Origin of the sequence: Kordiimonas lacus, from assembly GCF_001550055.1 — a bacterium.
GTDB lineage: Bacteria > Pseudomonadota > Alphaproteobacteria > Sphingomonadales > Kordiimonadaceae > Kordiimonas > Kordiimonas lacus.
In genome coordinates, this window is record NZ_LRUA01000006.1 from 639,168 (window position 1) to 659,849 (window position 20,682).

Annotated in this window: 23 protein-coding genes and 1 pseudogene; 15 read left to right on the top strand and 9 right to left on the bottom strand. The window is 57.4% G+C overall.

Annotation, left to right across the window (positions count from 1 at the left end):
* Nucleotides 1-15: 15 nt before the first annotated feature.
* Both KORLAC_RS19270 and KORLAC_RS19275 read left to right on the top strand, forming a co-directional pair.
* Nucleotides 16-246: pseudogene (locus KORLAC_RS19270) on the top strand (DNA-binding protein); the annotation flags it as partial.
* Nucleotides 247-423: 177 nt separating this feature from the next.
* Nucleotides 424-690: a DUF4389 domain-containing protein gene (locus KORLAC_RS19275; RefSeq protein WP_420913275.1), complete on the top strand. Its 267-nt coding sequence runs from the start codon at nt 424-426 to the stop codon at nt 688-690.
* Nucleotides 691-922: 232 nt separating this feature from the next.
* On the opposite strand, the gene KORLAC_RS11180 is transcribed toward KORLAC_RS19275, so the two are convergent.
* A complete protein-coding gene (locus KORLAC_RS11180) occupies nt 923-1,093 on the bottom strand; it encodes a glycerophosphodiester phosphodiesterase family protein (RefSeq protein WP_217627996.1) in 171 nt (56 codons plus the stop codon).
* A 207-nt stretch (nt 1,094-1,300) separates the two neighbouring features.
* Between KORLAC_RS11180 and KORLAC_RS11185 the strand changes: the two genes are divergently transcribed.
* Together KORLAC_RS11185 and KORLAC_RS11190 are read left to right on the top strand one after the other, a co-directional pair.
* A complete protein-coding gene (locus tag KORLAC_RS11185; RefSeq protein WP_068306557.1) occupies nt 1,301-1,729 on the top strand; it encodes a hypothetical protein in 429 nt (142 codons plus the stop codon).
* Nucleotides 1,719-2,669 (top strand): sterol desaturase family protein, encoded by a 951-nt coding sequence (locus KORLAC_RS11190; protein ID WP_068306559.1) that lies wholly within the window; start codon nt 1,719-1,721, stop codon nt 2,667-2,669. Before KORLAC_RS11185 ends, KORLAC_RS11190 begins: the two co-directional genes overlap by 11 nt.
* 68 nt (nt 2,670-2,737) lie before the next feature.
* Here KORLAC_RS11190 and KORLAC_RS18885 read toward each other — a convergent pair whose 3' ends face one another.
* Nucleotides 2,738-2,905 (bottom strand): hypothetical protein, encoded by a 168-nt coding sequence (locus tag KORLAC_RS18885; protein ID WP_160328627.1) that lies wholly within the window; start codon nt 2,903-2,905, stop codon nt 2,738-2,740.
* 202 nt (nt 2,906-3,107) lie between these two features.
* Here KORLAC_RS18885 and KORLAC_RS11195 point away from each other — a divergent pair, with 202 nt between their 5' ends.
* Both KORLAC_RS11195 and KORLAC_RS11200 read left to right on the top strand, forming a co-directional pair.
* A complete protein-coding gene (locus KORLAC_RS11195) occupies nt 3,108-4,289 on the top strand; it encodes a thiolase family protein (protein WP_068306561.1) in 1,182 nt (393 codons plus the stop codon).
* A gap of 40 nt (nt 4,290-4,329) precedes the next feature.
* On the top strand, nt 4,330-5,463 hold the full coding sequence (locus tag KORLAC_RS11200; RefSeq protein WP_068306563.1) for an acyl-CoA dehydrogenase family protein: 1,134 nt from the start codon (nt 4,330-4,332) through the stop codon (nt 5,461-5,463).
* Nucleotides 5,464-5,520: 57 nt separating this feature from the next.
* On the opposite strand, the gene KORLAC_RS11205 is transcribed toward KORLAC_RS11200, so the two are convergent.
* Together KORLAC_RS11205 and KORLAC_RS11210 are read right to left on the bottom strand one after the other, a co-directional pair.
* Nucleotides 5,521-6,438, bottom strand: a complete 918-nt coding sequence (locus tag KORLAC_RS11205) for a hypothetical protein (RefSeq protein ID WP_139167644.1) — start codon at nt 6,436-6,438, stop codon at nt 5,521-5,523.
* 232 nt (nt 6,439-6,670) lie between these two features.
* Nucleotides 6,671-7,501: a patatin-like phospholipase family protein gene (locus tag KORLAC_RS11210; protein ID WP_082714627.1), complete on the bottom strand. Its 831-nt coding sequence runs from the start codon at nt 7,499-7,501 to the stop codon at nt 6,671-6,673.
* A 139-nt stretch (nt 7,502-7,640) separates the two neighbouring features.
* Between KORLAC_RS11210 and KORLAC_RS11215 the strand changes: the two genes are divergently transcribed.
* On the top strand, nt 7,641-8,228 hold the full coding sequence (locus tag KORLAC_RS11215) for a DUF1579 family protein (RefSeq protein ID WP_068306570.1): 588 nt from the start codon (nt 7,641-7,643) through the stop codon (nt 8,226-8,228).
* 50 nt (nt 8,229-8,278) lie between these two features.
* On the opposite strand, the gene KORLAC_RS11220 is transcribed toward KORLAC_RS11215, so the two are convergent.
* Nucleotides 8,279-8,797, bottom strand: coding sequence for a YHS domain-containing (seleno)protein (locus KORLAC_RS11220; RefSeq protein ID WP_068306571.1), 519 nt, complete (start codon nt 8,795-8,797; stop codon nt 8,279-8,281).
* 150 nt (nt 8,798-8,947) lie between these two features.
* Between KORLAC_RS11220 and KORLAC_RS11225 the strand changes: the two genes are divergently transcribed.
* On the top strand, nt 8,948-9,535 hold the full coding sequence (locus KORLAC_RS11225) for a uracil-DNA glycosylase family protein (RefSeq protein ID WP_068306573.1): 588 nt from the start codon (nt 8,948-8,950) through the stop codon (nt 9,533-9,535).
* Here the strand turns inward: KORLAC_RS11225 and KORLAC_RS11230 are convergent.
* Nucleotides 9,532-10,473: an AraC family transcriptional regulator gene (locus KORLAC_RS11230; protein ID WP_068306575.1), complete on the bottom strand. Its 942-nt coding sequence runs from the start codon at nt 10,471-10,473 to the stop codon at nt 9,532-9,534. The genes KORLAC_RS11225 and KORLAC_RS11230 overlap by 4 nt on opposite strands.
* Before the next feature lie 154 nt (nt 10,474-10,627).
* Here KORLAC_RS11230 and KORLAC_RS11235 point away from each other — a divergent pair, with 154 nt between their 5' ends.
* The 4 genes from KORLAC_RS11235 (at nt 10,628) to KORLAC_RS11250 (ending at nt 14,366) form a co-directional block, all read left to right on the top strand.
* Nucleotides 10,628-11,008 carry a VOC family protein gene (locus tag KORLAC_RS11235; protein WP_068306577.1) on the top strand — a complete coding sequence of 127 codons (381 nt, stop codon included), beginning with the start codon at nt 10,628-10,630 and terminating at the stop codon, nt 11,006-11,008.
* Nucleotides 11,009-11,029: 21 nt separating this feature from the next.
* A complete protein-coding gene (locus tag KORLAC_RS11240; protein ID WP_068306579.1) occupies nt 11,030-11,446 on the top strand; it encodes an MAPEG family protein in 417 nt (138 codons plus the stop codon).
* Between the two features lie 213 nt (nt 11,447-11,659).
* A complete protein-coding gene (locus tag KORLAC_RS11245; protein WP_074519474.1) occupies nt 11,660-13,093 on the top strand; it encodes a D-arabinono-1,4-lactone oxidase in 1,434 nt (477 codons plus the stop codon).
* Nucleotides 13,086-14,366 carry an alanine racemase gene (locus KORLAC_RS11250; protein ID WP_068306583.1) on the top strand — a complete coding sequence of 427 codons (1,281 nt, stop codon included), beginning with the start codon at nt 13,086-13,088 and terminating at the stop codon, nt 14,364-14,366. Before KORLAC_RS11245 ends, KORLAC_RS11250 begins: the two co-directional genes overlap by 8 nt.
* A gap of 28 nt (nt 14,367-14,394) precedes the next feature.
* Here the strand turns inward: KORLAC_RS11250 and KORLAC_RS11255 are convergent, their stop codons facing one another.
* Nucleotides 14,395-15,048 (bottom strand): TetR/AcrR family transcriptional regulator, encoded by a 654-nt coding sequence (locus tag KORLAC_RS11255; RefSeq protein WP_068306585.1) that lies wholly within the window; start codon nt 15,046-15,048, stop codon nt 14,395-14,397.
* 426 nt (nt 15,049-15,474) lie between these two features.
* Here KORLAC_RS11255 and KORLAC_RS11260 point away from each other — a divergent pair, with 426 nt between their 5' ends.
* Entirely contained in the window at nt 15,475-17,604 is a 2,130-nt protein-coding gene (locus tag KORLAC_RS11260) for a hybrid sensor histidine kinase/response regulator (protein ID WP_160328628.1), read from the top strand.
* Here the strand turns inward: KORLAC_RS11260 and KORLAC_RS11265 are convergent.
* Together KORLAC_RS11265 and ssb are read right to left on the bottom strand one after the other, a co-directional pair.
* Nucleotides 17,601-17,942, bottom strand: coding sequence for a nuclear transport factor 2 family protein (locus KORLAC_RS11265; RefSeq protein ID WP_241493406.1), 342 nt, complete (start codon nt 17,940-17,942; stop codon nt 17,601-17,603). The genes KORLAC_RS11260 and KORLAC_RS11265 overlap by 4 nt on opposite strands.
* Nucleotides 17,943-18,014: 72 nt before the next feature.
* Nucleotides 18,015-18,554: a single-stranded DNA-binding protein gene (ssb, locus tag KORLAC_RS11270; RefSeq protein WP_068306589.1), complete on the bottom strand. Its 540-nt coding sequence runs from the start codon at nt 18,552-18,554 to the stop codon at nt 18,015-18,017.
* A 300-nt stretch (nt 18,555-18,854) separates the two neighbouring features.
* Here ssb and KORLAC_RS11275 point away from each other — a divergent pair, with 300 nt between their 5' ends.
* Nucleotides 18,855-19,400, top strand: a complete 546-nt coding sequence (locus KORLAC_RS11275) for a hypothetical protein (RefSeq protein WP_082714629.1) — start codon at nt 18,855-18,857, stop codon at nt 19,398-19,400.
* A gap of 42 nt (nt 19,401-19,442) precedes the next feature.
* A complete protein-coding gene (locus tag KORLAC_RS11280; RefSeq protein WP_068306591.1) occupies nt 19,443-20,642 on the top strand; it encodes an acetyltransferase domain-containing protein in 1,200 nt (399 codons plus the stop codon).
* Nucleotides 20,643-20,682: the final 40 nt, after the last annotated feature.

A 20,682-nucleotide genomic window follows, 5' to 3' on the forward strand; every position in this document is an offset into this window, starting at 1 on the left:
AACACGACGGAACCAGCCAAGAAAGCGGCCCCGAAAACTGCTGCAAAGAAAACGACTGCGAAGAAAACAGCTGCGAAGAAACCGGCGGCCAAGGCCAGCACGGCTAAGAAGGCGCCGGCGAAGAAAACCGGCACAGCCAAGAAGACGACCACTGCCCGCAAGCCGGTCAAGAAGGCAGCAGCCTCCAAGACAACGGCTAAGAAAGCGCCCAGCAAAAAGCCAGCAAGCAAAAGCGCTGCAGCGAAGGCAGTGAAGCCCGACCCCAAAGTATCCAGCGCGGCAGATGAGCAGGAGCGGACGTTCGAAGCGGCTGATCAGCCGGAAAGCACCGAAAGTGCAGCCCGCGCAGGCGGCAGTGACGACGATTACTCTTCCGAATCCTCTTCCGGGAACGGCTTTGACGCGGAGCAGTTCAAGCAAGCCATGAAGGAAAAGGATTGGTCCACGCACCTCACGCGCCTCGCCTTCGTGGTGCTGTTCAGCATTTTTGGCTATTTCTCCCTGATTGCACTCATTGTCCTCGCGGTCATTCAACTGGTCCTGACCGTCTTGAACGACAGGCCCAATGAAACGATCAAAAGTGCCATGACCATTCTGGGCCGCTATATCAGCGATGTCATGGATTACCTGAGTTTCCAGACGGACGAACGCCCCTTCCCGCTTGGCAAGGATATGCCGTCCGACGACTAACGCATTGACTGGCACATTGCCTGAAATGAAGAAAGGCGCCACTCGGCGCCTTTTTGTTTGGTCTCTGATGCTGATAATGTGGCTACATGAACAGCCCTGCTTTTTCAAACAGCACCTCCGCACCCAGCCGGATAACAGCTGCGGCGATAATCGCGGTAACCAAGCCTTTGATCAAATCAAACATAGCCCAATTCTAGCGTAAGCTATGCGCTGCAGCAAGAGCCGTGCTTAGTCACGGCCGGGCCACCAATTTACCGGCCCTGGTCAGTACCAGGTTGGGCTCGATATAATCCGCACCCATCTCGATTCCCATCCGGTAGGCCATCAGTGTATGTTCCGGGCGGTAACCGCTTGCCCCCCGGTGAGCAATCACAATAGGGTCGCTGTCATTTGCCTGTACCACAGGTGTCCCTCCCACCAATATCAGGGCCAATCCCAAAAAAGCCTTTAATCTCATATCCATAACCATACGCCCCTCAAGCAGTTTGCAAACAGGAAAAGCACCCTGCCCGGAAAATGTGACAAACTGGCCGCTATGCTGCTTCCCGTGATCAATTCAAGACTTGACGGTCCAATAATTCAAGGGTCTTTTAAGGGTGGAGGATCGATTATGGATTTGGGACTGACCCTGGGCTCGCTTGTGGCCATCATTGTTCTTGCGCTTCTGACCGCAAAGCTGTTCCCGAACACGGGGCGGCTGGACGCTGACCGTGTCGCGCGCAACATTGTGCGCTACGCGCCCGAAGCCCAGGTTGCTGATGTCATGGTTGACGCGACCGGCAATGTGGCGCTGGCCGCACTTGACGCCCCTGCGGACTGTTTTGGTCTGGCCCGCCTGTTGGGGGACAGGGTTGTGTGCCGCCTGCTGACGTCAGCAGACATCCGCAAGGTCTATAAGGACCATGCCCGCATCACCCTTGTGCTGAACGATTTCACCCAACCCGAAATCACGCTAACCATGCCGGCAGCAACGCTGGCCCAGGCAACAAAGCTGCTTGATGGCTTCGCCAACCGTGAGGAGGCCACCCATGCCGCTTGACCTGCCAAGTCCAACCGATTTTGCGGTGCCCGCCTTCGTCTTTTTCGTATTGGTGGAAATGATCTATGGCTGGAAGACGGGCCGCGCCAAGTTCGAAGGCAAGGACGCCTTCACATCCCTGATCATGGGCCTTGGCAGCACCGTTTCCGGTGCCATTACCGTGTCCATTACCTTCTTTGTCAGCTATTGGGTGTGGGAGAATTTCGCCCTGTTCAACTGGGGTCATGCTGCGTGGGTGTTTGTAGTGGCCTTTGTGCTGGATGACCTGGCCTATTATTGGATTCACCGCTGCGGGCACCGGTCGCGCTGGATGTGGGCAGCCCATGTGATCCACCATTCGAGCCAGCATTATAACCTGACAACCGCGCTCAGGCAGACCTGGACCAGCCAGCTGACACCGGGCGCCCTGTTCCGCTGGCCCATCTTTATTTTGGGTATCGAACCCGGCATCGTCTTCTTCTGCGCGGGCCTCAATCTGATCTATCAGTTCTGGATCCACACCGAAGCGATCGACCGTATGCCCAGATGGTTCGAAGCGGTGATGAACACGCCAAGCCACCACCGGGTGCACCATGCCAACAACCCCAAGTATCTGGACGCCAACTATGCCGGGGTCTTTATCATCTGGGACAAACTGTTCGGCAGCTTCGTACCGGAAGACCGGGACGAGCCGTGCCGCTATGGCCTGGTGCGCGACCTGGGCACCTTCAACCCGCTGCGGGTGGCTTTTCATGAATGGTGGGGCATTGTCACCGACATGTGGCAGGCCAAGGGCCTCAGGAACAAGCTGATGTTTCTTGTCGCCCCGCCCGGCTGGACACCAGACGGCAGCCGCAAGACCAGCGATATGATCAAGGCTGAATGGCGTGAACGGCAGGCTTCAACCAACAGCGGTTCAATCGACAGCCCGCCAAAAGGCGCCCCCCAAGCCGCCGAATAGCCTATGGTTCAAGGCGTTCGCAGCCACTATAGTTGCAAAACCTGGTATTAGGCAGCGCCAATGACGGACTAGCCTTGCCGCTTCCGCTTGCCAACAAAGTCGAACAATACCGCAAGCAAAACACCGGCTGCGCCGCCGACCACTGTTTCAAGAATGGCGGGATACGGCAACCAAGCCCCGACAACCGCGCCCAGGATAAAGCCGATAAATAGAAAAAAGCCAACGCGTGTCGCCATGTCAGTGTCCCTTCAAAATATGCTGACGCCTTCTTATATGGCTGTGCATGAGCCGTCAAATGTCACTTTTTTGTGCAGGTGCGAAAAGAATTTTATTTTGCACTTGCGAAAAGCCGGAATTTTGGCACATTGTCGGCAACCAGATTTAGGGAGAGCGCCCCCTATATAAAGGGCGCCCCGGAAAATTGAAGGAGAGCCCCTCATGTCTCAGGATGCAATTGTAATCGTTGGAATGGCCCGCACCCCAATGGGTGGTTTGCTGGGTGACCTGTCTACCGTTCCCGCTTCAGACCTTGGCGCTGTTGCGATCCAGGGCGCGCTTGCAAGTGCCGGCATCGAAGGCGAAGCGGTCAACGAGACGATCATGGGCTGTGTGCTGCCAGCCGGCCAGGGCCAGGCCCCTGCCCGCCAGGCAAGCCGCAAAGCCGGCATCCCGGACGTCACAGGCGCTGTTACCATCAACAAAATGTGCGGCTCCGGCATGCAGGCCATGATGCAGGCGCACGACAGCCTTAAGGCTGGTACTAACAGCGTGGTTGTTGCGGGCGGCATGGAAAGCATGTCCCTGGCACCACACATTCTGCCAACGGGCCGCACCGGCGTGAAATACGGCAACGCCCAGATGCTGGACCATATGGCGCTCGACGGCCTGACCGACGCCTATGCCGGCGAACCCATGGGCGTGTTCGCGGAACTCTGTGCTGCAGAATACCAATTCACCCGCGAGGCGCAGGACGCTTACGCCATCCGCTCGCTCGAGCGTGCCCAGCGCGCCATCGAGGACGGCAGCTTCGATGGTGAAGTGGTGCCGGTAACCGTCAAGTCCCGCCGCGGCGACCTGGAAGTGGCAACTGACGAGCAACCACCAAAAGCCCGTCTCGACAAAATCCCGGGCCTGCGCCCTGCCTTCAAGAAGGACGGCACAGTAACGGCTGCTAACGCCAGCTCCATCTCAGACGGTGCGGCAGCGCTTGTGATGATGACAGCGGGTGAAGCCGAAAAACGCGGCCTGAAGCCACTGGCCAAGCTGGTGGCGCACGCCAACCACGGCCAGGCGCCTGAGTGGTTCACCACGGCGCCCGTAAAAGCCATGGAAAAGGTTCTCGATAAAGCTGGCTGGACGGTCGCTGACGTTGATCTGTTCGAAGTCAACGAAGCTTTTGCCGTTGTCGCCATGGCGGCGATCCAGGAACTGGGCCTCGACCCTGAAAAAGTCAATGTGAACGGCGGCGCCTGTGCCCTTGGCCACCCAATTGGCGCGTCCGGCGCGCGGATTTGCGTGACGCTCATTAACGCACTCAAGAAACGCGGTCTCAAGAAGGGTGTTGCATCCTTGTGTATCGGCGGCGGTGAAGCGACAGCCGTTGCGATTGAGCTCGCATAACAGTTAGATTAGGCCAAACGATAACCAAAGGGACACGGCCATGATCTTGACCGAAGAACAACGCATGGTGCGGGATATGGCCCGCGCCTTCGCAGCCGACCGCATCACCCCGAACGCAGCCGCGTGGGAAAAAGCCGGTGAAATCCCGGCTGATATCCTGCGGGAAATGGGCGAACTCGGGCTCATGGGCATGACCATGCCCGAACAGTGGGGCGGCGCAGAAACGGACTATGTATCCTACGCGCTCGCGCTGATTGAGATCGCTGCAGGCGACGGTGGTCTCTCGACACTGATGAGCGTCAACAACGCGCCCGTGTGTGCGGCAGTGCTGGCGAACGGTACGGACGAGCAGAAGGAAAAATTCCTCAAGCCCCTCGCCCGCGGTGAAATGATCGGCGCTTTCTGCCTGACAGAACCGCAGGCCGGTTCTGACGCCTCCATGCTCAAGACACGCGCTGAACGTACTAATTCAGGCTGGAAACTGAATGGCTCCAAGCAGTTCATCACATCCGGCAAGATCGGTGGCGCCGCCATCATCTTCGCGGTGACGGACCCATCTGCGGGCAAGCGTGGCATCTCCGCCTTCCTGCTGCCCACAGACACGCCCGGCTATACGGTCGCCAGCGTTGAGCACAAGATGGGCCAGAAATGCTCGGATACCTGCTATATCACCTTCGATGACATGGAAGTCGGCACCGACTGCCTGCTGGGTGAAGAAGGCGCGGGCTATAAGGTCGCACTATCGAACCTGGAAACCGGCCGCATCGGCATCGCCGCCCAAAGCGTGGGCATGGCACGCGCGGCGTATGACTATGCCCTTGAGTATGCCAAAGAGCGCATGAGCTTCGGCAAGCCCATCATTGAGCATCAGGCAGTAGGCTTCCGCCTCGCGGATATGGCCACCAAACTGAAAGCCGCCGAGCTGATGGTCCTCAACGCCGCGGCCATGAAAGACGCGGGCGAACCGTGCCTCAAGGAAGCCTGCATGGCCAAACTGTTCGCGAGCGAAGCGGCAGAAGCCATCTGTTCCGACGCGATCCAGACGCTCGGGGGCTATGGTTACCTGAGCGAGTATCCAGTTGAGAAGATCTACCGGGATGTCCGGGTGACCCAGATTTACGAGGGCACATCAGACATCCAGCGCATCGTGATCTCGCGGGAAATCAACCGCTAGAAAACAACCAGTCAAGAGAAAGCCGGCCCTTCCAGTGCCGGCTTTTTTATTGCCCACTTACTGGTTGGTCTGTGGGCCAGAGCCTGTCAAATGGGACGCGAAGGCTGACTTATCTTCAAAGCGATGCCAGTGGTCTTCAGAAATGACCGCCAACCCCGTGCATGCAGCACAGTCTCCCAAATGGAAGGTGGTTCGCTGGTGGGCCTGTATGTCTGCCAGCGCAGCCTTGATTGTCGGGATACTGTAGAAAAACTGGTCATAGCTGCCGTCTGCATGGCCTTTTTCCAGGCCATCCTGGATGATAGCCGCCCGCTCCGCCGCATGCTTTGGCAGATAGAAGAACAAATCCTGCTTGTAAGCCAGCATCACGGAAGGGTCGAGCGTCAAGGTGACTCCTCTAACCGGGTTTCTTTCTCGTTCAATCTCGCTGACCACCTCAATCAGCCCGCGCGGAAAGGCATCATAACGCCCGCGCACCAGCATCGCCCACAGGCTTTCATCCGTACCCGTGACGACACACAGGCCGGCATCCCGCATGATACGGGCGTCGGGCCAGTCGGTTCCTGCACCGAAGCACACCTTGGATTGCAATTGTTGAAAGGTGATGTCGGGCTTGAGCAAGCCAACACGGTCATCGCGTACGGCAAGCAACCGGTATCCCAGCATGCCGCGTGTCAGTGGAAACGCCACGATCGCCAGCCGGCCCGCACGTGCTTCGGTATAGCCGCTATAGAGTACGTCAAAGCGCGCGTCACGGGCCTCCAGCATCCTGAGTGCGCGACCCTGCGCCATGGGGGCGATGCGGACCACCTCCATCGTATGGCCGCCACCTTGTTTCTCCAGCGCGAATTTGAGGATTTCGCCGATGTACAGATCGTCATCAGACGCAATGGCTAAACGGAAGTGTTCAGCACCGGACGGCCGGGTCACCATAAAAATCGCCGCCAATACCAATACAGCCCTCAACACAAACATGCCTCGCTGTCTTAAAATGTCACCATAAGTAGATCAGTGTACTATCTTTAGTAACATTTTCAAGAATCCTGGATGAAGTTACTCCCCAATGCTTTTACGGCTGCCGCGAATATTGGATCATTTGTACCCGTCACCCCGAACCTGCCAATGACTTAAGGCTTACCCCAAGTAATTGGCTTAAAGACACGCGATGTTGTCACAATATTGAAGTAGCCAACAATCCAATTGGCACTCAGCGTACGTTCTCGGTCCGGGACATCGCCTCCATGGCGGCCCAGATGGAAGGCAATTCATCCAGCGCCGCCTTTTTTCCAAGGTCAATCAGGTCATTTGCCCGGGTGAAATCCACCATGTCGACATGCCCAATCTTCGGCGCAATCACGACGTTGGGGCGATCAATCTGGAGCCGGGCCCGGCTGAGCGCCTGCAATGCCATCGACCACCCTGCCCGCGCCGTCTTCAGCGCCCGGCCGTTTTTCCTGACATCCGGCGTAACACCGTAGCGGCGCGCGCGCCCCTCATAGTCACTCTGCAAGTCAACCGCGATGATGAAATCGGCCCCTAAATCCCGAGCTGCCGCAACCGGGATCGGGTCAACCATGCCGCCATCCGCCAGCAGCATATGGCCCGTTTCAATGGGCGGCAGGACGCCCGGAACGGCAGATGAAGCCCTAAGCGCAGTCACGACATCACCTTCATCGAATACGACACGTTCGCCCGTGTATAGGTCCGCCGCCACAGCCGCAAAAGGCTTGGGCATGCCTTCAATGGTGAGCGTCCCGAAATGCTCCCGCAGGCGCTTTTCAATCTTGCTCGCGCCAATCAGGCTGCCGCTTTTGAAACCGAACTCACCAAGTGCCAGCATTTCCCTGAGGGTAATCTCGCGCGCGATCTGCTCCAGCTCATCCAGCATGTCGGCGGCCACACAGGCCCCAACGATTGATCCTATGCTGGTACCAGACACGATATCTGCACTGATACCTTCGGACGCCAGCGCGCGCACAACCCCGATATGGGCCCAGCCAAGTCCAGCTCCGCCACCAAGGGCCAATCCTATCCTCACATGTTTATCCTTTTTTTGTCTTTCTCTACCCTGACATGGGAAAAAAGCGCGGCCTCTGCAAGGGTGGCCTAAACCATTTTCCCGATTGCGCCAGAGCCCGTGCGCCCTATGCTGCTGTGCATAAGGGGAGGATCATATCATGAGAAAGATGCTGACTAGGCCTCTGGCCACACTCCTGACCGCTTTTCTCGCGTTTTCAGGCATTGTGACAGTACAGGCTGACGATGCTGCGCGCCCGCCCGTCTCTGAGAAACCATACGGCATGATGCAAAAGCTGGCGCTGCTTGAAGGCCGCTGGACCATGACCACTGAAATGACAGAAGACAACGGCGAAAGCTGGCAGGCCTTTCCCGCGTCAGAGGTGGACCTGCATCTGCGCCACAAGGGCATGATTTTGGCGGAAATCCCCGCAGATACAGCAAGTCCCGGCTTTCATATGGAAACCTATATCAGCTTCGACCAATACCGGAATGTCTACCGCAAGGCCGCCATTGATGATGTATGGGGCATCATGGATATGTATGAAGGCACGCTTGAAGGCGACGCAATCGTGTTTACCAACCTCAAATCGGGCACCACCTTCCCGGTGGGCGACGGCATTTGGCGCAACTTCCGCCTGACGCTGGAACTCAAGTCTCCCACGCGCATGCTGCATATTGAAAAATCTGACGATGGCGGCGCCAGTTGGCAAAAGGCATTCCGCATCACCTACCGGAAAGAAGCCTGAAAAAAAGACCGGCCACAAGGGCCGGTCTTATCTCTTTAAAACGCAGGAGGCTATTCATCATAGGGCGTCGGGCTCAGGCTTGCCGCCGCCATGGTGCGAATATTCTTCCATTTCCGGTCCGCTGCCTTGATGCGACCACTTGGGTCCTTCAGCCACATGGCATGTACCTCGGGCGAATTATTCAGATATAGTTTGCCTTCCACGATCTCGAACGCTTCTGGGTCTACTTCCAGCTTCAGGCCGACAGACGCACCGAAAGCACAAAATCCGCCATACTGCGGCTCATACTTTGCGGGCTTCGCCGCGAAACGGTCGCGGTTTTCCGCCGTCGAAAATCGGTACTCCACGCCTTTGTGGATATGCCTGAAGCGGCTTTTTCCGGCCACCGGCGCTCCCTGATTGAAATAGGCAACCGCGTCATATCCTTTCAGCGCCAGTTTATGGTCGCTGACATTGGTGGTGCGTACCATTGTGTCGCCCCCATATGAAGCGGAGGCCAGCATAAGCGCGGCCACCATGGTGGCAATGGATTTGAATAGTGTGGAAGAGATGGAATTAAGCACTGTCATGATCCTTTCGTATAGGTGATGGCCCCTACATAATCCGCCCGGTCACCCGCATCCATGCGCGGAGGTCCGTTCCTTTTGCGCGATCGTCTTTTGATTTGGCGCTGCCCGGACGATTGCCGTATCAAGGAGACAGAACGAAAGGATAAACCATTGACTGACACGGCTCTCAGCACCCTGCTCGCGGATGTCCGTGCCTGCAGCGCCTGCGCTCAGACACTGCCTGCAGGCCCGCGCCCGGTATTGCAGGCTGCCGCGGATGCCAGAATATTGATCGCCGGCCAGGCGCCGGGACGAAAAGTGCATGAAAGCGGTATTCCCTTTGACGATGCATCCGGCGACCGGTTGCGCGACTGGATGGGCATCACGCGCGATACCTTCTATGATCCCAGCTACATTGCCATCCTGCCCATGGGATTTTGCTATCCGGGCACCGGAAAGTCCGGCGATCTACCGCCCCGGCCTGAATGCGCAACCTTGTGGCGTCGCCAGCTTCTGGACCTGCTTCCCAATATAGAATTAACCCTGGTGATCGGTGGATACGCCATGGACTGGCACCTGCCAGCACGCCGGGAAAAAAACCTTACAGACACAGTCCGGAACTGGCGAGCCTATCCAGATAGCATCCTGCCGCTGCCACACCCCAGCCCCCGAAATAACATCTGGCTCAAGAAGAACCCCTGGTTTGACGTCGAGCTGCTGCCCGTCCTCAGGCACCGGGTAAGGGCCCTGACACACTAGGAAGCCTGCATCAGCCCCTGCTCCCGCCGGTAGCTACCTGGGCCAACGCCAATGACTTTCTTGAACACTTTGGAAAAAGCGGCGAGCGATTGGTAGCCGACCTGCTCCGCGACCGCATCGGTGCTCATGTCGCTTTCCAGCAGATACCGACAGGCTTTCTGCATGCGCCACAAGGTAACATATTCCATCGGCGTCATCCCCAGCATGTCCCGGAATTGGCTGGCAAAAACAGATCGGCTGAGCCCCGCCTCGGCCGCAAGTCGTTCAATTGTCCAGCGTTCGTCCGGCCGCTCATGAAACTTTGCGATACCGCGCCCCAGATGCCGGTCTGCAATGGCTGCCAGAAAGCCGCTGTCGCGGCCCGATGTGCTGTTCCACAGCCTGACTGAATGAATGAACAGGATTTCAGCCAACCGCTTGACGATCGCGTCATTGCCCAGATGGCTGGTCTGGCTTTCAAACGACATGAACTTCATGGCGCTGTCGAACCAGCTGAACTCCATCGCCTGTCGGCCTGTTATCAGGATATGGTCCGGCAACTCCTGCACCAGCGGATGACTGAAGCTTTCATCATATTCGAAATGGCCGCAGACAAGCTTTGAATATGTGTCGCCGTTACCGCCATACACAAGGTACCCGTCACCCGAATAGCCACTCTCCGCCAAAACGTGGTCCAGGGTCAGGACCGGTGACTCCGGCTTGTCCAGCAGATAATGGCGACAGCCGTGGGGTATCAGGATCATGTCCCCTGCTGTCAGGCGAATGGCCTTGTCCTGTCCTGCCAGCCGCACCCAGCAATCGCCGCCTATGGCCATGTGGAACCGGGCGACATTCTGATAGTCGGGCACTTCAATGCCCCAGGGGGCTGTCAGGTCCGTGGTGAAATAAAGGCTCCCCTTGAACTTGAGGATATCGAGTATGTCGCTGAGAACATCCATGGCGGTTCCTTTTTCAATGCCGTCATTATGCGCAGAAAGCAGGCATCGGCAACAATTCTGGACGATTGAACAAAAAAGGCGGACATCCGCGCATTGTTAATCTCGGTCAAAATCGTAGCGTCAGCTACCTGACAACTCGAAGAAGAGGCCGAAAATGATTGACCATCTTAGCGTGGGCGTAAGCGACATTGATCTCGCCCGCAAATTCTACGACACCCTGCTGGAGAGCTTGGGCATCACCCTGCTTGCCGCGACGGATCAACTGTTGGCGTATGGTTCGGGCGCAATCGAATTCATCGCAATGCTGCCGTATGACGGCGCCTCCCCAACGGGTGGCAACGGCACCCATATCGCATTCCGCGCCACCAGCCCCGAAGCCGTCGACGCCTTCCACCAAGTTGCCCTGGCAACTGGAGGCATCTGTGAAGGCGCACCTGGGCCAAGGGCCTACCCGCACGCAGAGGTATATGCCGCTTATGTGCGCGACCCGTTTGGCAACAAGCTTGAAGCGCTTTCCGGCGGTTTCGCAGGCTAACAGACCAGAAAGGAAATAATCATGACCACTGCATTTCATTATCTGGCCCTCTCGGGCCTGCTCACTGTCCTGCTTTGGGTGCCATACATTGGCGCCCGGGCTTATGAATGGGGCCTGGTTACCTTTTTAAAGAATTATCCGGACGGATACCCCCAATCCCAACCGCCGCAGGCGCTCTGGGCCGCCCGGGCGCAACGGGCGCACCTCAATATGGTGGAAACCATGCCAGCCTTCATAGCCGTGGTGGTGGCAGCAGCCTTTCTCAAAGAGGGTGACATGGCAGCCGCGGAAACGGTCGGAAAATGGACACAGCTGTTCTTTTACGCCCGCCTTGGTCATGCCGCCGTCTATATCTTCGGTATCCCATATCTGCGCACGCCGGTCTACCTGGCCTCCTGGGTCGCAATATTGATGATTGGCTTTCGGGTATTGTCCTGATCAAAAGAAGGGCGCGAATTCCAGCGGTTCGCGCCCAAACACAGGTCATTCCGGAACAACATCCGCCAGCAGTAGAAACCTTGGTTCAATGCGGAGGCGTTGCCTGCGATAGTGGACCGGGCCCAGTCCCTGTTGGGTTAAGGCCCTTTAATCCGCCTTGACATTATGCTGCGTCGCCATAATGATAGTTAAAACTATCGTTTGGAGACACTCATGCCAATATCCCGGCGAAAACTCTTGCAAGGTGGCGCTGCCGCCATCGGTGTCGCAGCCGCAGTCCCTGTGGGCCAACATCTGATGTGGGGGGCGAAAGATTTTGTCCGCCCAGGCTATTCACCCGACTTCCCTGACGCTCCTCCGGGCGAAGAAAGTTGGGAAAACTGGTCGGGTATCGAGCGGGCGACCCCCACAGACATCAGCTACCCGGAAACGGAATCGATGCTTGCTGACCAGATCAGGGGTGCAACCGGCCGGGTGAGACCCTTCGGCAGCGGCCATTCCTTCACCGGCCTCGCGCCCAGCGAAGGCCTGATGGTGAATGTCAGCAGCATGTCCGGCCTGCGGGCATTCAACGCCCAGACTGGCCATGCGGTCTTCGGTGCAGGCACGCACCTGTTCGATGTCGCGGCTGACCTGGCAGCGCACGGCCGGGCCCTGCCCAATATGCCGGATATCGATGTCCAGACGCTGGCCGGTTGCTTCTCGACCGCCACACACGGTACCGGGGCGCAGCTCACGGCACTGCATGACTATATCGCCGGTTTCCGCCTGATCACGGCGTCAGGCGATATACTGGATGTAACAGCTGCAAGTCATGCAGACCTGTTCGCTGCTGGGAAAGTGTCGCTTGGGGCCTTGGGCGTAATTACGGAATATACGCTCAAGACCGTTCCGGCCTTCAATTTGCGCCGCATTGTGCGCGCCCTGCCCGTGGAAGAGGTGCTCCGTGACGCCGAAGCGCTCGCAGACAAACACCGCAATTTTGAATTCTATTATTTCCCAACCACCGGCATGGCCGCCACCATCACCCATGACCTGCACGAGGGGCCTGTATCTGGCGGCCTGGCATCAGCAGAGGACGACGACCTGCTTGAAAGCCTGAAGGCCCTTCGGGACAAGTTTGGCTGGTGGCCGTGGCTCAGGCAGCAGGTGGCACAAGCCTCCTTCCCCAAAGGCGTGGTGGAGGATGTCAGTGACGCGGCACCAAAGCTTCTGTCCACCACCAGGCCGCACAAGTTCAACGAGACCGAATATCACATCCCGCGGGAGAACGGCGTTCAGGCTGTGCGCGAGGTCATCAAGGTCCTGGACGGCCTGAAAGCCGGCTATTTCCCGATGGAAGTACGCTTCATTGCACCCGATGATGCCTGGCTCAGCCCCTTCGAAGGCGGGCAGCGCATGTCCATCGCGGTTCATGCGTCGGCTGACGAGCCGTACGATCATTTCTTCAAGCTGGTTGAGCCCATCTACCGCGCCCATGGCGGGCGGCCACACTGGGGCAAGCTGCATACGCTTGGACACGCAGACCTTACCCAGCTCTATCCACAGTTTGAGGCCTTCCGCGACTTGCGCAGAAGCCTTGATCCTGCGGGCAAATTCCTCAATCCTCATCTGGCCAAGATATTCGGGGAGCCATTCGATGCCTAACATATCCCGTCGCCGTTTCCTTGCAGGCAGTGCCGCCGTCGCAGGCGCTGCAGCGATCGCCCTCAGGCCAGAAGACCGGAGCGGCCCCCGCGCGGCCTATTTCCTCAGCCTGCAGGCGGCGCTTATAAAGGCCGGAATCGCCACGCCGACGCTGGTGATCGACCGCCAGCGCCTGAACGCCAATATCGACACCCTCACCGGCCATCTGCCTGACGGCATGGGATACCGCATCGTTGCCAAGTCGCTGCCGTCGCTGAAGCTGCTTGACCACATCATGACGCGGGCCGGAACCGCCCGGCTGATGACCTTCAACCTACCCATGCTGTCCACGCTCAGCATCCAGAAACCCAAGGCCAGCCAGTTGATTGGCAAACCGCTGCCGGTGGCCGCCGCCCGGCGCTATTTCGACACCCTGCCCGCAGACGCTGGGCCGGCCGCAGACCGGATCGAATGGCTGATCGACACGCCCGAGCGGCTGGAACAGTACCGCGCGCTCGCGCAAGGCCTGGGCCGAACGCTCAGGATCAATATCGAACTGGATGTCGGCCTGCACCGTGGAGGCCAGACACCGGGCCCCGAGCTTGGCGCCATGCTCAAAAGCATCAAGGACAGCCCAAATCTCGCCCTTGGCGGCTTCATGGGCTATGAGCCTCATATCCCGGCCATCCCGTCGGTCCTGGGCTGGCGCGAAAGCGTCAAGGACGCGGCCTGGCGCATCTACTCAGATGCGCTCACGCAGGCGCGCGATCAGTTTGGCGCCAGCGCGGTTGAGGGCATGACCCGCAACGCCGCAGGCAGCCCCACTTACCGCTATTACAGTGACACAAAGATTGCCAACGAAGTGTCGGCGGGTTCCTGCCTTGTCAAACCCAGCCATTTCGATAGCGAGCTTCTTGAGCCGCACCAACCTGCCAGCTTCATCGCCACACCGGTGATCAAGGCTGTGGATGAGACCCGTATGCCGGGGCTGGAATTTGCCGACGGCATCAAAAGCATGTGGGACCCGAATTACCGCAAAACCGTTTTCATCTATGGTGGACACTGGCTGGCTGACCCCGTTGACCCACCTGGCCTGGATTATAATGCCACCTTCGGCCGGTCTTCGAACCAGGAAATGCTCAATGGCGGGCCAGCGCTTGATGTTGCGCCCGACGAATTTGTCTTTTTCCGGCCGCAACAAAGCGAAGCCGTGTTCCTGCAGTTCGGCGATATCGCGGTCTATGACGGTGGGGAAATTGTCGATTTCTGGCCGGTCTTCCCGGCATCTGCCTGACCAGCGCCCAGACGGTGGCGCCCAGACGCTAGCTGACGGCCATGCCTTCAGGCAGCGTATCGTCAAAGATGGCGACAATGGCGTGGGCAGCGCGGGCCAGCACCTCATCCCGGTCCCTGAGACCGGTATCGAACAACAGTTCCATGGTCGCGTAACCAAGTTCGATCGCCAGCGCCGCGCGGGTCAGTGCATGATGGCGGTCGGCTTCATTTTCAACCGGATACAGTTCGGCTTGCAGGAAAGCCGCCATTACGTCGCGCGAATGGCACCTGATTTTCTGAAGTTCCGGCAACGCGCGCATCAGCAGCAACAGTTCCCTGCCTGCCAGGAAATTCTGTGTCACATCAATTGTCTGCGTCAGAATCTCCAGCGTGCTTTGCACAAGCTGGTCACGGTTTTCCACCAGCACGCCCTGCCGCTGGACGAAAATATCGTTCTGCGCCTCCATCAGCCGGATGGCCAGAACCATCAGGACCGACAGTTTGTTGGGAAAATACCGGTAGAAGGCAGGTGGCGTCAGCCCGGCCCGTTCAACAATGGCATTGGAATTGAGCGCATCATAGCCGCCTTCGACCAGGATTTCCTGCGCAGCCATAAGCAGCCGGTCATAGGTCTGCCGGCCACGCGCCTGCCGCGGCTCGTTGATTACAAAATCCAGCGTCTCAAGACTTAAGGTGCTCATAGGCCTGCGGTTTATCCATTCTTGAAGGTCAGCCCATCATAGGCGAGACGCCGCGCCAACACAAAGCTTTCCCCGCGCTTTAACACGCGGTTTATGTAGGGGTGGGCGACAGACACAGGCATTGTCACCGAAGCACGCCCTGGCTAACCAAAGAGCGCTATCCTGCGGATGCCCCCTCAACAACATCTGACTGACGAGGAACCCTGGTTCGAAACTGAAGCATTGCCCTTCCTGAAATCCAGGCTGGCACAGCTTGTTGCAATGAATTAGCATCAATGTAGGCCTAAATTAACCTTTCGACCCTATTCCATAGCTATGGCTAAAATAGAAATTCGCGGTTACGTGGCGGACAAGTAAGTCGATGCCGATATGACCAAATTGCACAAGACATTGGTTCTTGCGTTTATTTTATCTGTGATATTGCCGGTGACCATCATTGAGTGGATCAACGCCGGCAAGATCAAAGCGGCATCACGCACGGCATTTATCAATTCGGTTGAAGGCGAAGTGCGGCAAATAGATCGCGCTTTTACCTTGCTGTTCGAACAGGTCGAGCAGAACCTCAATTTCCTCAGCAATTTTGAAAGCATCCGTCAGGCCCTTGGCGAGGCGCCGCGCTACATGAATTCCCGGTCTCGACAGATGCTGGCGCCAAACAGTCTGTCTGGTCCCTCCGCTGAGGCATACGATATTTTCGAGCGGTTTGCCGCAGATCACCCTGACCTGGCGTATATTTACATGGGCGATGCAAAAGGCGGCTATTTGCAGTGGCCCGCCGCCGGTATCACTGAAAACTATGATCCCCGTGTTCGACCATGGTATCGGCAGGCCATTGAAGCCGCAGGAGAGCCAGTCCTGACCAATGCCTATTATTGGGCTGCGGACGACGCCACGACTTTTTCCACCGTGAAGAAAATATCCAACATGACGGGGACAGCAACCGGCGTGATCGGAATGGATATATCCCTGGGACATCTGATGTCGCTGGTGCAGAAGTTCAGTTACGGGGAAACCGGATACCTGATGATTATTGAGGATAATCTCAACATCCTGATCGATGGATCAACGCCGGAAAACACGTTCAAAAAACTGACTGAGGCAAACGGCGGGGCCTACAAAACGCTCGTAACCCTGAATGAGGGCAGCACCGCAATGAACGTGGGAGGAACACGGTATATTGCTACTGTCTATCGGTCGCCAACGCTGGATTGGCGTTTTATAGGCCTTATTCAGGAAGCTGAAGTTGATGCTGCATCAACCGAGCTCAACAAGGTCAGCCTGACAGTGACGCTGATTTGTTTGGCGCTGTTTGTCATTATCGCGATTATCCTGTCGTCTTCTATTGCCAGGAAGATCACCGCCCAGCACCAGCGCTTGCGTGAGGCAAAGCTGCAAGCCGAAGAAGCCAACCTGGCGAAATCGCGTTTTCTTTCCACCATGAGCCATGAAATTCGCACACCGCTGAACGGCATCATTGGCATGGCGCAGTTGATGGACAGCGCCGAACTTGACGAAGAGCAGTCCGAGCAGCTGAAGATTATTCAGACCTCCGGCAATACCTTGCTGGCCATCATCAATGATGTGCTCGATATGGGTAAAATTGAGGCCGGTGCACTCGAACTCGAAGAAACCTGCTTCAGCCTGAAGGATCTGGTGTCCGGAACCATGACGCCATTTGCAGCACAGGCCGAGGAGAAAAACATTCAATTGCGGACCTCTCTCTCATCCAGCGAAACCGACCTGCTGATCGGGGACCCGGTGAGGATGCGGCAGATTTTGTGGAACTTGGTCAGCAACGCGCTCAAATTCACCAAAGAGGGCCGCGTCTCGGTCTCGGTCGGTGTGAAAGAGGGAAGGACTGAGGAGATTGGCGCCGGACAACCGGTTACCTTGCAGTTAACGGTGACGGATACAGGACCCGGCATCGCCTCAGACCGACTTGACCTGGTTTTCAAGCCATTTTCACAAGAAGACAGCTCCATCACCCGGAAATTTGGCGGCACCGGATTAGGCTTATCGATCATAAAGGAACTTGTAACCTTGATGGGCGGCGAGATTTCCGTGCAAAGCACACCGGGGCAAGGCAGCTGCTTCACTGTAACCTTGCCTTTGATCCGGGGCGCCAAGGGGGACACGCCAAGAGACGCCATGGGCGAAACGCCCGATATGCCGATGACTGGGCTGGATTATGATATTCTATTGGCAGAAGATAACCCCGTTAACGCAGCCATTGCGCGAAAAGTGCTCGAAAAGCTTGGCTGCACCGTGACCCATGCCGAAAATGGGATCGACGCGGTGTCGGCTTTCCGTGCAACCACCCCTGACCTGGTCTTCATGGACGTGCACATGCCTGATATGGACGGCGTCGAGGCAACCAAACAAATTCGCCTGCTGGAAACCGGGAAACACGTCCCCATCATTGGCCTGACAGCCGATGTCTTTGAGGAGCATCACCGGAAATTCATCGCAAGCGGCATGAACGCAGTCCTGACCAAACCCTTCACGCCAGAGAAACTGGCGCGCGCCATCCAGAAATTCGCATCCCGCCCGGCTTAATCTGGCGAAAAGCCCATCACCTGACGGATCAAGCCACCTTTGACCACAAAACAGACTGCCATCTCGATCGGTTCATCGGCAATGCCGTGGATCAGCTCGTGGTCGAACACTTTGCTCCCAAGGACAAAACGGTTCACGAGTTCGGCGCGCAGCCCTTCATGCACGAAGCGCTCGCGGGCGTAAAAGTCACCGAACGCGGCCTTGCCCGCAATCACCGGCTCACCAAGCGGTGGGCGATAAACACAGACATCATCACTGAAGCACGCCAGGAACCGTGTAAGGTCCCGGGCGTTATAGGCTTCCAATTGTTCCTGAACCAATTCAGCTGGCGTCATCATCACGAAACTTACAAAAAAGCCTGCAACAACAATTTGTTACGGGCCTTATTTAAACTTCTAATTCAGCACGAATCAGAACGGGATCTCATCATCGAGGTCGGCGCCGCCGCCCATGCCGCCACCTTGCTGGCCACCGCCCTGATTGCTGCCGCCGAAGCCGCCGCCTTGGTTGCCGCCCTGGCCACCACCGGATGGGCCAGCAAAGTCACCGCCGTAACCGGACTGGTTATTGTCGGCAAAGCCACCACCCTGGCTGTCACCACGGCCGCCAAGCATGGTCAGCTCACCGCGGAAGCGCTGCAGCACCACTTCGGTGGAATATTTCTCAACGCCTTGTTGGTCGGTCCATTTGCGGGTCTGCAGCTGGCCTTCAATATAAACGGTCGAGCCTTTCTTGAGGTACTGCTGCGCCACTTTGGCCAGATTTTCGTTGAAGATGACAACCCGGTGCCATTCGGTGCGCTCCTTGCGCTCACCCGAATTGCGGTCGCGCCATGTCTCGGACGTGGCGATGGAGAGATTCACAACAGGTGAACCGTCATTCATCGTGCGCACTTCCGGGTCGCGCCCAAGGTTACCAACCAAAATTACTTTATTTACACTACCGGCCATCAGAGCCCCCTTATTCGTCATTCGTGGGCGCTTTCCGCGCCCGTGTGGCAGCGACAATAGAACATGCCAGCCACCGCATCAAAGAGAAACATGACCGAACATCCAAAAAATATCCGCGCCATTTTTGTTCCCATTTTGTTCTCATTGTAGTCAGGTGGGCGCTGCGGGTCAAGCCCGGGCTCATAGCGCGCTTCGGCACACCCTGCCCCTTTTCGGGCTCGCTTTGTCGCAAGCTGCTACAAAGACACAGCTTTTGCCTGCACGGTAGTGTCGGGGAAAACCAACAGTGGGGAAAATATCATGACAGTTCGCCTGACTGCCGCAGCAGCAATAATCCTGACAACCAGCGTGGGCGCTGCTGCACAAAGCCAAACACAGACACCGCCACCGCCGCCGCCTAACACCTGCGAAAACGATCCTGGCTTCAATCAATTCGATTTCTGGGTCGGCAGCTGGAACGTGACCGCCCGCAACGGCGGCCAGCAGGCAGGCACCAACCTGATAACCAAGGTGGAAAAAAACTGCCTGATCCGCGAGGAATGGACCAGTGTGTCTGGCGGCACGGGCCAGAGCATCAACTATTATAACCCGGTCAGCAAAAAATGGCGGCAGGTGTGGGTTTCCGCCGGTGCGGGCGGCAACCTGATTGACTATGAAGGCGGGCTGCGCGACGGTTCCATGGTGCTTGAAGGCACCATTACCTACTATGCGAACGGCACCAGCTTCCCTTTCCGTGGCACCTGGACCCCGAATGAAGACGGCACGGTGCGCCAGTTCTTTGAACAGTATGATGAAACGGAAGAAAAGTGGAAAGGATGGTTCGACGGGCTTTACGCGCGCCAGTAAAAAGGGAATAATACAACCCAAATAAAGTTTGGGGGTTTTGCAATGTCACCTGACACGAGCCAGTATTTTACCGCGACCGACACCAAAAGCCACCGGGCTTACCGTTTGACTTCCATCGATTTCCTGCGGGGCCTGGTGATGGTAATCATGGCGCTTGACCATGTGCGTGACTTTTTCACCGATGCCCGGTTCGACCCGGCCGACCTGACGCAGACAGACAGTGCCTTGTTCCTAACGCGCTGGATCACCCATTTCTGCGCCCCCACCTTTGTGCTGCTATCCGGCATCAGCGCGGGTTTGATGCATGAACGCAAGAGCACGGGAGAGCTCAGCCGTTTTCTGGCCACCCGCGGCCTGTGGCTGATCGCCATTGAAATCACGCTGGTCAGTTTTGGCTGGCAGTTCAATTTGGCGACCTTCTCGATCGGCCTGCAGGTTATCTGGGTCATCGGCGCCTCCATGCTGATCATGGCCGTGCTTGTGTGGTTGCCCTTCTGGGCAATTGCGGGCTTTGGCGCTGTTGTTGTGCTGGGCCATAACGCGCTGGATTATGGCCTTTTCCCGCCGGTGAACTGGGCGGCGCCGACACCCTTCTGGCATATCCTGCACAATCCAGGCTTCAGCCTGCCATTCGGCTTCCCGGTCGGGCGCATGTATCCGCTCCTGCCCTGGATCGGCCTGATGCCGCTCGGGTATGTGCTGGCAAAAGCCTATAAGCTGGAGCCTCAGGTACGCCAGCGCCTGCTGGTCCGCCTGGGTCTTGCGCTTATTGCCGGCTTTATCCTGATCCGACTGGTGAACGGCTACGGCAACCCTGCCCCCTGGTCCCAACAGGAAAGCGGCCTGTTCACTTTCTGGTCGTTCCTCAATACAGCGAAATACCCGCCGTCGCTGGCGTTCCTCTTGATGACCGTCGGGCCCGGCCTGATCGTGCTGGCCCATGCCGAACGCTGGCGTGGCCGGTTTGTCGACTGGATGGTCACCCTTGGCCGCGTGCCTTTCTTCTATTATCTCGCGCACATCTACCTGGCGCATGCACTGGCCCTGGTGGCCGCAGAACTGCAGGGCCTTGGGTGGCGCGCCATGGCCACTGCCATGTGGAACATGCCTGCGGGCTATGGTTTTTCCATCTGGGTGGTGTGGCTGGTCTGGATCGGGGTGGTTGTCGCGCTTTATCCAGCCTGCAAATGGTTCGCGGACCTCAAGGCGCGCCGGAAGGACTGGTGGCTCAGCTACCTCTAGGCAGGAAAGCTGTCACTGGGCATGCTGCTATCTCTAGGCA